We start from the raw sequence: 12,628 nt of genomic DNA, 5'->3' as shown, positions 1-12,628 counted from the left end.
CAGAGGGGCGGTCCTGCGGGGCCGCCCCTACTTTACCGAAATCGTCCAGCGCCACGGCGCAAGACTGCGCGCCTTGCCGCCCACCATGTAGCTCTGCGCCGCGCCCGAGACATTGACCTCGACCCGCACCCGGTCCGCGCCCGTAGTCCGGCGGAAGGCAAAGACCTTGGGATTGCCGGTCTCGATGATCTCGAGATTGCCCGGCACATGTTCGCTCGTCAGCGCCGGGTGCGCGTGCTTCAGCGCCAGCAGCGAGGCATAGAACGCCGCGCGCGGGAACTTCCCCCAGACAATCGGATCCTTGTCGAAGAACTTCAGCCGCTTGTTCAGGCCGTCTTCCTGCCCGCTGTAAACGAGCGGCATCCCCGGCAGGGTCGCCGCCAGCACCGCCATGGCATCGGCGCCATCGCCGTAAAGTTCCTTGTCAGTGCCGTTCCACGAATTCTCGTCGTGATTGCTGGTGAAGGTCATCCGCATCGCGCCCGCCGGATAGCGGCGCGCGGGCGCGGTATAGAGCTTCGCCAGATCGCGCGCGTCCGCCTTGCCCTTCGCTACGTCGATCAGCAGGTGATAGAGCTTCCAGTCATAAGTCATGTCGAAAGCATGGACCTGCATTTCGGGCGTATCGGCCTCCGCCAGCATGAACACCGGCTTCACCGCATCAAGCTCGCGCCGCGCCTGATCCCAGAACGCCACCGGCAGAGTCCACGCGACGTCGCAGCGGAAGCCGTCGATGTTCGCTTGCTCGACCCAGAATTTCATCGCGTCGATCATCCCATCGCGCACGGACTGCTTGCTGTAGTCGAGCCCGATCACGTCGGCCCAGACTTCCTCGTGGTGATCGCTGAGGTCGGTATAGTGATACCCTTCAAGCTCTCCGGCAGAATTGCGCTTGTACCAATCCGGATGCTCCTTGGTCCATACGTGGTTCCAGCCGGTATGGTTCGCCACCCAATCGAGGATGACCTTGAAGCCTTGCCGGTGCGCCGCGTCCACAAGGTGCTTGAAGTCGGCCATCGTGCCGTATTCGGGGTTCACTGCGAGGTAGTCGCTCACCGCATAATAGCTGCCGAGCGAGCCCTTGCGTTCCTTCTTCGCGATGGGGTTCACCGGCATGATCCACAACACGTCGACCCCCATCCGGCGCAGGCGCGGCAGGTGCTTTTCAAACGCGCGGAACGTGCCTTCCGGGGTGTATTGCCGGATATTGACCTCGTAGATCGTCGCCTTCTTCGACCAGGCGGGATGCTTTACCGCGCTCACCCCGTCGGTGATCGGTAGCGGCTGCCCGGCATGAGCGAGGCTGGGAAGCGCAAGCAGCGCGGCGAGCATGAGATGGCGGAGCATAAGCCCACGCTAGCGCCCCGCGTGTGCGAGGCCAGACGGCATTCGTATACGCTTACCAGGCCTCGGCGATATCCACGAGCGCCTCGCGGTCGAGCACCGTCACCCGCCCGCCCTTGAGCGCGACGATTCCGCCGTCTGCCCACGCGGAAAGCTGGCGGTTGATCTGCTCGCGCGACATGCCGGCGAAGTTGCCGAGTTCGCCCTGGCTGAGCGCGATCTTGAGGCGGGCTTCTTCCCCTTCCCCACCCATCATCAACCGCAGCAGGAAGCGGGCAAGGCGGGGGCCCGAGGTATAGGCGCGGTCCGCCTCGATCACCGTGTTGTTCTGCCGCAGCCGCCGCGCCATCGCCTGAAGGAGCCGCATGGCAAGTCCCTGATGCTTGCCGACAATCTCGGCAAAGGCGTTGCGCGTCAGCCCCAGCGCCTCGACCGGCTCGATCGCCTCGACGGTCGCCGTGCGTTCGCCGCCATCGAGGAAGGCGATCTCGCCCAGCACTGCGCCCCGCTCGGCATAATCGAGCACGATCTCGCGGCCGTTTGCCGCCACCATGCTCACCCGCGCGAGGCCGCTGAGGATGATCCACAGGGTATCGCCGGGATCGCCCTGCAGGATGATCGACGCTCCTGCCTTGAAGCTGCGCACCGTGCCGCGCGCGGCGATATCGGCGAGTTCTTCCGGCGAGCACCCCGCGAGCAGGCTCTGCGCGCTGAGGGTCTGGGCAAGTGTGGCGGCATCCATGCGAAGTCCCCCTTGCTTGCTCGCCCGGTCAGACGAGGCAATCAGACCAGTCTGGCCTGCTTCACGGCAGCGGTGATAAAGCTCTTGAACAGCGGATGCGGTTCGAACGGCCGGCTCTTGAGTTCGGGGTGGAACTGCACGCCAATGAACCACGGATGGTCCGGCCGCTCGACGATTTCGGGCAGCAGCCCATCGGGCGACATGCCTGAAAACACGAGGCCCTCATGCTCAAGCCGCTCGCGGTAGGCTACGTTGACCTCGTAACGGTGGCGATGCCGCTCGCTGATTTCGTTCGCACCGTAGATCTGCGCGACATGGCTGTTGCCCGACAGCTGAGCCTCATAGGCACCCAGCCGCATCGTACCGCCAAGATCGCCGCCCGCCGCGCGCGTCTCGAGGCCCTCGGGCGTCATCCACTCGGAGATGATGCCAACGACCGGTTCTTCCGAGGGGCCAAATTCGGTCGAACTGGCTTCGGCGATTCCCGCCAGATTGCGCGCGCCCTCGATGCAGGCCATCTGCATGCCGAGGCAGATGCCGAAGAACGGAACGCCGCGCTCGCGCGCAAAGCGCACGCTGGCAATCTTGCCTTCGGTGCCGCGCTCGCCGAACCCGCCGGGCACGAGAATGCCGTGCATCGGTTCGAGATGCGCCGCGATCTCGGCATCGCCCTTCTCGAAGATTTCGGCATCGATCCAGCGGATATTGACCTTCACGCGGTTCGCCATGCCGCCATGTACCAGCGCTTCGTTCAGCGACTTGTACGCATCCTGCAAGCCGACATACTTGCCGACCACGCCGATGGTGACTTCGCCCTCGGGGTTCTGGTGGCGATCGACGATGTCGGTCCAGCGCGCCAGATCAGGCGTGGCAGGGCTGCCCAGCCCAAAGTGGCGCAGCACTTCCGAATCGAGGCCCTCGCCGTGGTACTGCAGCGGCACCGCATAGATGCTCTGCGCATCGAGCGCGGGGATCACCGCTTCCTTGCGCACGTTGCAGAACAGCGCGATCTTGGCGCGCTCGTTCTCCGGCAGCGGCTTCTCGCAGCGGCAGAGCAGGATATCGGGCTGAATGCCAAGGCCAGTCAATTCGCGCACCGAATGCTGCGTCGGCTTGGTCTTGAGCTCGCCCGCAGCCGCGATGTAGGGCACCAGCGTCACGTGGACGAAGCAGGTCGCCTCGCGCCCCAGTTCGTTGCGCATCTGGCGGATCGCCTCGATGAACGGCAGGCTCTCGATATCGCCCACCGTGCCGCCGATCTCGCACAGCACGAAATCGAGGTCGTCGGTTTCGTCCTTGGCGAAGCTCTTGATCGCGTCGGTCACGTGCGGGATCACCTGCACCGTCGCGCCGAGGTAATCGCCGCGGCGCTCCTTGGCGATGATATCGCGGTAGATGCGGCCCGAGGTGATGTTGTCAGACTGGCGTGCCGAAACGCCGGTGAAGCGCTCGTAGTGGCCGAGGTCGAGGTCCGTCTCCGCGCCGTCGTCGGTCACGAAGACCTCGCCGTGCTGATAGGGGCTCATCGTGCCCGGATCGACGTTCAGATAGGGGTCGAACTTGCGGATTCGCACCCGGAAGCCGCGGGCCTGCAGGAGAGCAGCGAGGCTCGCCGCCATGAGGCCTTTGCCGAGCGAGGAAACCACGCCGCCGGTGATGAAAATGAACCGCGCCATGGGAGGTGGGCCTTACCGTCATAGGCTCTGCAAGCGCAAGCGGTCTGCGCCGGATTCCCGGTCGCAATCCACAGGCTAAGCAGAAGCTCCTGAAAACAAAAAAATGTCCCCGGCCGCCATAACGACGGTCGGGAACACTGATGGAATGGTGCCGGATGATCCGGCGTATAAGCCTTACTGCTTGGCGCCGCCGGCGAGCGGGTCGGCCGCAGCGCCCTTTGCTGGCGCAGTCTTGGCCGCAGCCGCAGGAGCAGCAGCCGGTGCGGGCTCTGCCGCTGCCGGGGGAGCCGCCGGAACGCCCTGCGCGGGTGCAAGCGGATCGGGCGCGGGCACAGCGGGAGCCGTGCGCTGCAGCGAGGTATCGATCTCGCGGTTCGAGGTAGTGCCGACCGCCAGCGCCGCCAGCAGGATGCTGAGGCCGACGAACAGGGCCGCCAGCACCGTCGTCGCGCGGGTCAGAAAATCAGCCGCGCCGCGCGCCGACATGAAGCCCGCCGGGCTGCCGCCAACGCCAAGACCGCCGCCTTCCGACTTCTGGACGAGGATCACGCCGACCAGCAGGGCTGCCACGAGCGCCTGGACGACAGTAAGGAAAATAAAGAGAGACATCGCGGTTTTGCCTGAAGAGAATGGGCCGCATCTAGGGCGCATGGGCCCCTCGCGCAAGGGCGCAGGATGCCCCCTTGCGCCCGCAGGATCAGCCTTCCGGGTGCGAAGCTGCCGCCACGATCGGCAGGAAGGCGTCCGCCGTCAGGCTCGCGCCGCCTACCAGCGCGCCGCCGACACCCGCCGCTGCCAGCAGTCCGGCTGCGTTCTCGCCGTTGACCGAGCCGCCGTAGAGAATGCGAACCTTGTCCGCGTCCTCGCCGAAGATCGCCGCTAGCCGCGCACCAACCGCCGCGTGCATGGCAACCACGTCTTCCACCGCAGCGACACGGCCTGTGCCGATAGCCCAGACCGGCTCATAGGCCAGCGCAAGCCTGCCAGCGGCCACCGCCGCGACTTCGCCCGCCGGAACCGAACCTTCGACCTGCGACGAAACGACCGCCTCGGCCTTGCCCGCGTCGCGCTCTTCCAGCGTCTCGCCAACGCAGATGATGATGCTGAGCCCAGCGGCAAGCGCGGCTTCCGCCTTGGCCCGCACCAGCGCATCGGTTTCGCCATGATCACGGCGGCGTTCGCTGTGGCCGAGGATCACGAAGTCCGAGCCGATATCAGCAAGCATGGCGGCGGAAACGTCGCCGGTGTGCGCGCCCTTGGCGGCGGTGTGGCAATCCTGCCCGCCGACGCCGATCGCGCTCACCGCCTCGCGTACCGGCCCGAGGAACGGGAACGGCGGGGCCAGGGCGATTTCCACATCGGGATAACGCTGCGCCGCGCGGTCGATTGCCCGCGCTTCGGCGAGCATGACCCGGCTGCCGTTCATCTTCCAGTTGCCGACGATGTAAGGACGCTGGCTCATAGGACCTTGCACGCTACCACTAGTTGATTCCTTCTCATGGCGAGGCCGCTATCAAACCGCAGGGGTCTTTGCAAAGCACGGTTTTCGCAAAGTTGGTGGTTAACTTCCCGATTGATGGTTAACTTCTGGCAGGCGCCGGCGATCCCTCATGGAACCAAACCCCACCTGCTTTCACTATGCGCCGTCCTCCATCCAGATGCTACACAGCTTAGACCCCACAACCCGCAGACCATTGCGGGAATTTGCTTTGCCCCCTAATGCGCCCCAAGGATACCCTCCGCACCTATCACTGCTAATGACAGGCCCCGATGCTCGGCTTCATCCGCTCTCTGACCAAGTCCCGTATCGGCGTAGCATTTGCGCTGGTCTTCCTCGGGCTCATCGCTCTCTCGTTTGCGGGCGCTGACATCTCCGGCGCCAAGTTCGGCGGCGGCGGCGGCAATGCAGACCGTGCAGTAACGGTAGGCTCGACCCACATCGGCACGATCGAAGTGCAGAAGGCGATGAGCAACGCGCTCGAGAACGCCCGCGCCGATAGCCCGACCGTGACCATGAAGGACTTCGTTGCGCAGGGCGCGCTCGAACAGGTGGTCGACAGCCTGATCGACCGCGCCGCGCTGATGGAATGGGCACGCCTCAGCAGCGTTGGCATGGGCGTCAGCAGTCGTCTGGTCGACAGCGAGATTGCCAAGATGTCTGCCTTCCAAGGTGCGGACGGCAAGTTCAGCCAGGCCGCATACAAGGCGCTGCTTGGCCAGAAGGGCATTTCCGATGCATTGCTGCGCGATGATGTCGCCAAGGGCCTGATGGCGCGGCAGGTGCTGATCCCGGCCGGAATTGGCTCAACCATGCCGCAGAGCGTGGTGCTGCGCTACGCCGCTGTGCTCAAGGAAACGCGTGAGGGTGTGGTCCAGCTGGTTCCCTCGTCCGCCTTCGCCCCCAAGACACCGCCCACCGATGCCGATCTTGCCGCGTTCTACAAGGCAAACGGCGCGCGCTATCAGCGCCCCGAGCGCCGCACGATCCGCTATGCGATCTTCGACGAGACCTCGCTCAGGAACGTCCCCGCGCCCAGCGATGCGGAGATTGCAGCGCGCTACAAGCTCAATGCCGCAACTTACGCGCCGACCGAAACGCGCACTTTCACGCAGGTGATCGTGCCGACCGAGGCCGCCGCCAAGGCGCTTTCCGCAGAGATCGCGGGCGGCAAGTCGATCGATGCCGCCGCTGCCGCCAAGGGCCTCACCGCGCGCAAGATCGCCGCGATCACCCGCGCGAATCTCGTCAGCCAGGACTCGACCGCCGTGGCCGATGCCGTTTTCGGCGCTGCGCAGGGCAAGCTTGCCCAGCCGGCCAAGGGCGCGCTCGGCTGGTACGTCATCCGGCTCGACGGCGTGACCGCGGTCCCTGGCAAGTCGCTCGATCAGGCGCGCGCCGAGATCGTCACCGCGATCAGCGCCGAGAAGCGCAAGATCGCGCTCGCCGATCTCTCCGCCAAGTTCGATGACGCATTCGGCAGCGGCACCGGCCTTGCCGATGTCGCCAAGAGCGCCGGGCTCACCGTCATCACTACCGATCCGCTCGAAGCCAATGGCACCGTCCCCGGGCGGCCGGACATCAAGCCCAATGCCGATGTCACGCCGCTGCTGCAGGCCGCGTTCGGCATGGAGCGCGAAGGCCAGCCGCAGGTCGCCGAGCTCAAGGCGGGTGAGCGCTACGTGATCTTCGATATCGGCCAGATCACGCCCGCCGCTCCGCCGCCGCTGGCCGAAGTGAAGGACAAGGTCGCAGCCGATCTCCAGACCTCGCGCGGTTATGGCGCGGCCAAGGCCGCTACGGACAAGGTTATGGCCGCTCTCGCCAGAAAGGTTCCGCTGGCCGAGGCGCTCAAGACGCTTGGCGTCGCACTTCCGCCCGCACAGTCGGTCAACATCCCGCGCGAACAGCTCAATGCGATGCAGCCGAAGATTCCTGCCACGCTCCAGCTGATGTTCGAGATGGCGCAGGGCACCGCCAAGAAGCTGGAAGCGCCGGACAAGGCCGGTTTCCTCGTCGTCGTGCTGAACAAGGTAACGCCCGGCGCGGTCAAGGCCGACGATCCGTTCGTCGCCCGCGCCCGCGTCGAGCTTGGTCAGCTCGCCGGCCGCGAATATGTCGACGAACTGCGCATGGCCGTGCGCGAGGCCGTCGGCGTGAAGCGCAACGAGCCCGCGATCACCGCGCTGCGCACGCAGCTTAACGGCGGTCAGTAAGCCCGTGGCGGCTGCGGCGGATATGCTGGAGGCCGGGATCGCCGGTCTGCTCCCAGATGGCGGCACTGCCGCCCGCGCCGCGCTCGCGGCGGGCCGCCCCGCGCTCGTCTGGCGCAAGCTGATCGCCGATACCGAAACGCCCGTCGGCGCCGCGCTCAAGCTGATGCAGCCCGGCCGCGGCGATTTCCTGCTCGAATCGGTCGAAGGCGGCGAAGTGCGGGGGCGCTACAGCCTGCTTGGGCTTGATCCCGATCTCGTGTTTCGCGCCGAAGGCAGCCATGCGGTCATCAACCGCGTGTGGCAGAGCGACCGCGAGGCTTTTGCTCCTCTCGCCCAGCCCAGCCTCGCCGCGCTGCGCGAACTGGTCAGCGAATGCCGCATCGACGTGCCCGAAGGCCTGCCCAAATCGCTCGCCTGCCTCGTCGGCTATTTCGGCTACGAAACCATCGGCCTGGTCGAGACACTTCCGCGCGCCCCGGCCAGCGCGCTCGAACTGCCGGACATGCTGTTCGTGCGCCCCAGCGTCGTCCTCGTGTTCGATCGCCTGTCCGACGGACTGATCGCCGTCGCTCCCGTCTGGCCGGGCTCTGGCGCGCCCGAACGCCTTGTCGCCGCAGCCGCCGACCGCATCGACGCAGCGCTTGCCCGCCTGTCCGATCCGGTGCCGGCAGACCCGCGCCTCGAAGCCGCCGAACCGGCCGAGCGCACCGCCGTCATGGCCCCCGATGATTACGCCCGCATGGTCAACCGTGCGAAAGAGTACATCGAGGCGGGTGACATCTTTCAGGTCGTGCTGGCCCAGCGCTTCACCGTGCCTTTTCCGCTGCCACCTGCCGCGCTCTATCGCTCGCTCAGGCGCATCAACCCTTCGCCGTTCCTCTACTTCCTCGATCTCCCCGGCTTCGCCATCGTCGGCTCGAGCCCCGAGATCCTCGTGCGCATCCGCGACGGCGAAGTCACCATCCGCCCCATCGCCGGAACCCGTCCGCGCGGAAGCACCGAGGCCGAGGACCGCGACAACGCGCAGAGCCTGCTCGCCGATCCCAAGGAACGTGCCGAGCACCTGATGCTGCTCGATCTCGGCCGCAACGATGTCGGCCGCGTCGCCGCCGCCGGCACGGTCAAGGTCACCGAGAGCTACACGATCGAGCGCTACAGCCACGTCATGCACATCGTCTCGAACGTGGTCGGCAAGCTCGATACCGCCCGCGCCGACAGCGTGGACGCGCTTTTCGCAGGCTTCCCCGCAGGCACCGTCAGCGGCGCGCCCAAGGTTCGCGCCTGCGAGATCATCGCAGAACTCGAACCCGAAACCCGCGGCGCCTACGCCGGCGGCGTCGGCTACTTCGCGCCGGATGGCTCGGTCGATAGCTGCATCGTGCTGCGCACCGGCGTCCTCAAGGACGGCGTCCTCCACGTGCAGGCAGGCGCAGGCATCGTGGCGGACAGCAACCCCGAATACGAGCAGCGCGAATGCGAAGCGAAGTCCGGCGCCCTGTTCGCCGCCGCCCGCGAGGCGCTGCGCGTCGCGTCCGAACCCCGCTTCGGCCAATAAGGCTCAGTTTAAGGTCACTTTGGCATGATCCTCGTCATCGACAACTACGACAGCTTCACCTGGAACCTCGTCCACTACCTCATGGAAATGGGCGCGCAGGTCGAAGTCGTTCGCAATGATGCGATGTCTGCCGGGCAGGCGATTTCCACCGGCGCGCAGGGGTTCCTGATCTCGCCCGGCCCCTGCACGCCCAACGAAGCGGGGATCAGCCTCGACCTTGTCGGCGCTGCTGCCGATGCCAAGGTTCCGCTGCTCGGCGTGTGCCTCGGCCACCAGTCGATCGGCCAGTATTTCGGCGGCAAGGTCGTGCGCGGCGGGCTGATGCACGGCAAGACCTCGCCCGTCACGCATGACGGCACCGGCCTGTTCGAAGGCCTGCCTTCGCCCTTCACTGCAACGCGCTATCACAGCCTCGTGGTAGAGAACGTGCCTGAAAGCCTCGTCATCAACGCCACGTCTGACGACGGCCACGCCATGGGCTTCCGCCACGTCTCGTTGCCGATCCACGGTGTGCAGTTCCACCCCGAATCGATCGCGACCGAACACGGCCACGCGCTGCTCGCCAACTTCCTCAGGATGTGCGGCATCACCGCGAAAATGCCGACGCACCTCGCGGCATGAACCGGCTGCCTAACGTCACCGCAGCCCCGCTGGAAGAAGCGGAGGCCGAAGCCGCCTTCGCCGCGATCCTCGATGGCACGGTGGCCGATGGGTCCATTGCCCCCTTCCTCGTCGCTCTCGCCGAACGCGGCGAAACCGCCTCGGAAATTGCTGGCGCCGCGCGCGCCATGCGCGCACGCATGATCCCAGTCTCCGCGCCGGCCAACGCCGTCGACGTCTGCGGCACGGGCGGCGATGGTCACCACACGCTCAATGTCTCGACCGCCGTCAGCCTCGTAGTCGCGGCCTGCGGCGTGCCCGTTGCCAAGCACGGCAACCGCGCCGCGAGCAGCAAGGCGGGCGCGGCAGACACGCTGGAAGCCCTCGGCCTCAACCTCGACCGAGCCGTCGAAACCGCAGAACTCACGCTGAACGATTTCGGCATCTGCTTCCTGTTCGCCGCGCGCCATCACCCGGCGATGGGCCGCATCATGCCGATCCGCAAAGCCATCGGCCGCCGCACAATCTTCAATCTGATGGGCCCGCTGGCGAACCCCGCCGGCGTGCGCCGCCAGCTCGTCGGCATCGCGCGGCCCGCCTACGTCCCCATCTACGCCGAAGCGATCCGCCGCCTCGGCACCGATCACAGCATGGTCGTCTCGGGCGACGAAGGCCTCGATGAGTTGAGCCTCGCGGGCGGCAACGAACTCGCCGAAGTGAAGGACAATGCGCTCCTCATGCGGCGCGTCTCCGCCGCCGACGCCGGCCTCACCGCCGCTCCGGTCGAAGCCCTGCGCGGCGGAGACCCAGCCTACAATGCCGCCGCCCTGCGCGCGCTCCTCGAAGGCGAGCGCGGCCCCTACCGCGACGCCGTCCTGTTCAGCGCCGCCGCCGCACTAATGGTGGCAGGCGAAGCTGCGGATTGGCACGAAGGCGTCGAGGAAGCCGCCGAAGCCATCGACAAGGGGCTTGCCAACGCGCTGCTGAACTGCTGGATCGCTGCCCTCAAATGACCGACACACTCACCAAGATCATGGGCACCAAGCGCGATGAAGTCGCCGCCCGCAAGGCCGCGTCCACCCTCGCCGATCTCGCTGCGCGCGCCAGCGAACAAACCGCCCCGCGTGGCTTCGAGGCAGCCCTGCGCCAGCGCGCCGAGTCCGGATACGCACTAATTGCCGAAATCAAGAAGGCCAGCCCTTCCAAGGGCCTGATCCGCGCCGATTTCGATCCGCCCGCCCACGCCCGCGCCTACGAGGCCGGCGGCGCCACCTGCCTCTCGATCCTCACCGATGCACCTTATTTTCAGGGCCACGAGGACTATCTGATCGCCGCCCGCGCTGCCTGCAATCTTCCGGTCCTTCGCAAGGATTTCATGGTCGATCCGTGGCAATGCGCCGAAGCGCGCGCCATCGGGGCCGATGCCATCCTCATCATCGTCGCCGCGCTCGATGATAGCCAGATGGCCGAGATCGAGGCCGCCGCCCGCGAACACGGCATGGACGTCCTCGTCGAAGTCCACAACGAAGCCGAAATGGAGCGCGCCGCGCGTCTCAATTCGCGCCTGATCGGGGTCAACAACCGCGATCTCAAGCGCTTTGTCACCGATCTCGGCACCACCGCACGGCTCGCCCCGCTGGCGCCAGAAGGCACGCTGCTCGTCGCCGAAAGCGGCATCGGCGGGCACACGGACGTGCTGACGCTGGCGGCTGCAGGCGCCAAGGCCTTCCTCGTCGGCGAAAGCCTGATGCGCCATGCCGACGTTACCGCCGCCACGCGCGCGCTGCTCGGTGCCTGAAAAACCGCTCAAGCTGTTCTTCGATGGCGGCTGCCGACCCAATCCCGGCATGATGGAAACCGCCGTCGCGGCGTGCGGGCAAATCTGGCACCGCCCCGCCATTGGCCACGGCACCAACGATCTGGCCGAATGGCAAGCGCTGCACGATGCGCTCGAGGTCGCCACATCGCTCGGCGCGAAGGACATCGTCCTCCTCGGCGATTCCGCGATGGTCGTTGCACAGGCCAGCGGCGCGCAGGCGCCGGGCGCATCGTTCGCCGCCGTCCACGCAAAGTATCAGGCCAAGGCCGCCAGCTTCACCCGAGTGCGCATCCGGCGCATCAAGCGCGCGCAAAACCTCGCCGGAATAGCCCTTCAAAGGACGTGGCCAAGATGAAAGCGCGCCTGAAGACATTGGGCCTGATCGGCGGGATGAGCTGGGAAAGCTCCGCCGAATACTACCGCATTATCAACCAGGGCGTGCGCGATCAGCTTGGCCCAAAGGCCTCCGCACAGCTTGTCCTGTGGTCGTTCGACTTTGCCGAAATCGCCGCGCTGCAAGCCGCCGGCGATTGGCCCGCGCTTGATGCCTTGATGGTGGACGCTGCGCGCCGGCTCGAAGCCGCCGGGGCCGAAGCGCTCGTCATCTGCACCAACACGATGCACAAGTGCGCGCCGGCTATCGAAGCGGCCAGCCCTCTGCCCCTGATCCATATCGCCGATCCGACTGCTGCCGCGCTCAAGGTGGATGGCCACAATAAGGTCGGCCTGCTCGGCACCGCCTTCACCATGGAGCAGGCATTCTACCGCGCCCGGCTGGAGGCGCAGCACGGCCTCGAAGTGCTCATCCCCGAAGCGGACGACCGCGCCGAAGTCCACCGCGTGATCTATGAGGAACTCGTCGCCGGCCGCATCGAGGCAAGCTCGCGCGCGGCCTACCGCGCCGTGATCGCCCGCCTTGTCGAACGCGGCGCCACCGCGATCATTCTCGGCTGCACCGAAATCATGCTCCTCGTCGGGCCGGACGACAGCGCGGTGCCGCTCTACGACACGACCCGCCTCCATGCCGAGGCCGCCATCGCCGCTGCGCTAACCTGACGTTTTTGCATCTGTCCTACGCCGCGCCGCTATGGCATCACGCCTCGATGAACCCGCGCATTTCCTTGGCTCTGACGCTCGTTGAGGGCCCTGCAGACCCCGCCCCGAAGTTTCCCCTCAGG

12 protein-coding genes are annotated in these 12,628 nt (G+C 66.4%); 7 read left to right on the top strand and 5 right to left on the bottom strand.

All coding sequences use genetic code 11. The features are described 5' to 3' along the window. Window positions 1-27 precede the first annotated feature (27 nt). The 5 genes from NSE01_RS13080 to tpiA form a co-directional block, all read right to left on the bottom strand. Entirely contained in the window at window positions 28-1,347 is a 1,320-nt protein-coding gene (locus tag NSE01_RS13080; RefSeq protein ID WP_147160085.1) for an alpha-amylase family glycosyl hydrolase, read from the bottom strand. A gap of 52 nt (window positions 1,348-1,399) precedes the next feature. Then, the gene (locus NSE01_RS13075) at window positions 1,400-2,086 is read right to left on the bottom strand and encodes a Crp/Fnr family transcriptional regulator (protein WP_147160084.1); all 687 of its coding nucleotides are present in this window, start codon (window positions 2,084-2,086) and stop codon (window positions 1,400-1,402) included. Between the two features lie 41 nt (window positions 2,087-2,127). Continuing rightward, window positions 2,128-3,762, bottom strand: a complete 1,635-nt coding sequence (gene pyrG, locus NSE01_RS13070; RefSeq protein ID WP_147160083.1) for a CTP synthase — start codon at window positions 3,760-3,762, stop codon at window positions 2,128-2,130. A gap of 174 nt (window positions 3,763-3,936) precedes the next feature. After that, window positions 3,937-4,371, bottom strand: coding sequence for a preprotein translocase subunit SecG (gene secG, locus NSE01_RS13065; RefSeq protein ID WP_147160082.1), 435 nt, complete (start codon window positions 4,369-4,371; stop codon window positions 3,937-3,939). An 88-nt stretch (window positions 4,372-4,459) separates the two neighbouring features. Beyond that, window positions 4,460-5,224 (bottom strand): triose-phosphate isomerase, encoded by a 765-nt coding sequence (gene tpiA, locus NSE01_RS13060; RefSeq protein WP_147160081.1) that lies wholly within the window; start codon window positions 5,222-5,224, stop codon window positions 4,460-4,462. A 308-nt stretch (window positions 5,225-5,532) separates the two neighbouring features. On the opposite strand from tpiA, the gene NSE01_RS13055 reads away from it, so the two are divergent. The 7 genes from NSE01_RS13055 to NSE01_RS13025 are packed head-to-tail and all read left to right on the top strand — an operon-like array spanning window position 5,533 to window position 12,506. Continuing rightward, window positions 5,533-7,476 (top strand): peptidylprolyl isomerase, encoded by a 1,944-nt coding sequence (locus tag NSE01_RS13055; RefSeq protein ID WP_147160080.1) that lies wholly within the window; start codon window positions 5,533-5,535, stop codon window positions 7,474-7,476. Window positions 7,477-7,498: 22 nt separating this feature from the next. Then, window positions 7,499-9,031 carry an anthranilate synthase component I family protein gene (locus tag NSE01_RS13050; protein ID WP_147160121.1) on the top strand — a complete coding sequence of 511 codons (1,533 nt, stop codon included), beginning with the start codon at window positions 7,499-7,501 and terminating at the stop codon, window positions 9,029-9,031. 24 nt (window positions 9,032-9,055) lie between these two features. Continuing rightward, entirely contained in the window at window positions 9,056-9,652 is a 597-nt protein-coding gene (locus tag NSE01_RS13045) for an anthranilate synthase component II (protein WP_147160079.1), read from the top strand. Then, window positions 9,649-10,644: an anthranilate phosphoribosyltransferase gene (gene trpD / locus NSE01_RS13040; RefSeq protein ID WP_147160078.1), complete on the top strand. Its 996-nt coding sequence runs from the start codon at window positions 9,649-9,651 to the stop codon at window positions 10,642-10,644. The genes NSE01_RS13045 and trpD overlap by 4 nt, the downstream gene beginning before the upstream one ends. Then, window positions 10,641-11,429: an indole-3-glycerol phosphate synthase TrpC gene (trpC, locus tag NSE01_RS13035; protein ID WP_147160077.1), complete on the top strand. Its 789-nt coding sequence runs from the start codon at window positions 10,641-10,643 to the stop codon at window positions 11,427-11,429. Before trpD ends, trpC begins: the two co-directional genes overlap by 4 nt. Next, on the top strand, window positions 11,422-11,805 hold the full coding sequence (locus NSE01_RS13030) for a reverse transcriptase-like protein (RefSeq protein ID WP_147160076.1): 384 nt from the start codon (window positions 11,422-11,424) through the stop codon (window positions 11,803-11,805). The genes trpC and NSE01_RS13030 overlap by 8 nt, the downstream gene beginning before the upstream one ends. A gap of 8 nt (window positions 11,806-11,813) precedes the next feature. Then, entirely contained in the window at window positions 11,814-12,506 is a 693-nt protein-coding gene (locus NSE01_RS13025; RefSeq protein WP_147160120.1) for an aspartate/glutamate racemase family protein, read from the top strand. Window positions 12,507-12,628 lie beyond the last annotated feature (122 nt).

The organism is Novosphingobium sediminis, from assembly GCF_007991615.1.
GTDB lineage: Bacteria > Pseudomonadota > Alphaproteobacteria > Sphingomonadales > Sphingomonadaceae > Novosphingobium > Novosphingobium sediminis.
Note: the sequence above shows the minus strand (reverse complement) of the source record. Positions and strands in the feature narration are given on the sequence as shown.

What these genes read in the sequence shown, in the direction of transcription:
- NSE01_RS13055 (WP_147160080.1), top strand. Translation starts at nt 5,533, where the DNA reads ATGCTCGGCTTCATCCGCTCTCTGACCAAGTCCCGTATCGGCGTAGCA.
- tpiA (WP_147160081.1), bottom strand. Translation starts at nt 5,224, where the DNA reads ATGAGCCAGCGTCCTTACATCGTCGGCAACTGGAAGATGAACGGCAGC.
- NSE01_RS13080 (WP_147160085.1), bottom strand. Translation starts at nt 1,347, where the DNA reads ATGCTCCGCCATCTCATGCTCGCCGCGCTGCTTGCGCTTCCCAGCCTC.
- trpC (WP_147160077.1), top strand. Translation starts at nt 10,641, where the DNA reads ATGACCGACACACTCACCAAGATCATGGGCACCAAGCGCGATGAAGTC.
- NSE01_RS13045 (WP_147160079.1), top strand. Translation starts at nt 9,056, where the DNA reads ATGATCCTCGTCATCGACAACTACGACAGCTTCACCTGGAACCTCGTC.
- secG (WP_147160082.1), bottom strand. Translation starts at nt 4,371, where the DNA reads ATGTCTCTCTTTATTTTCCTTACTGTCGTCCAGGCGCTCGTGGCAGCC.
- pyrG (WP_147160083.1), bottom strand. Translation starts at nt 3,762, where the DNA reads ATGGCGCGGTTCATTTTCATCACCGGCGGCGTGGTTTCCTCGCTCGGC.
- NSE01_RS13075 (WP_147160084.1), bottom strand. Translation starts at nt 2,086, where the DNA reads ATGGATGCCGCCACACTTGCCCAGACCCTCAGCGCGCAGAGCCTGCTC.
- trpD (WP_147160078.1), top strand. Translation starts at nt 9,649, where the DNA reads ATGAACCGGCTGCCTAACGTCACCGCAGCCCCGCTGGAAGAAGCGGAG.
- NSE01_RS13050 (WP_147160121.1), top strand. Translation starts at nt 7,499, where the DNA reads ATGCTGGAGGCCGGGATCGCCGGTCTGCTCCCAGATGGCGGCACTGCC.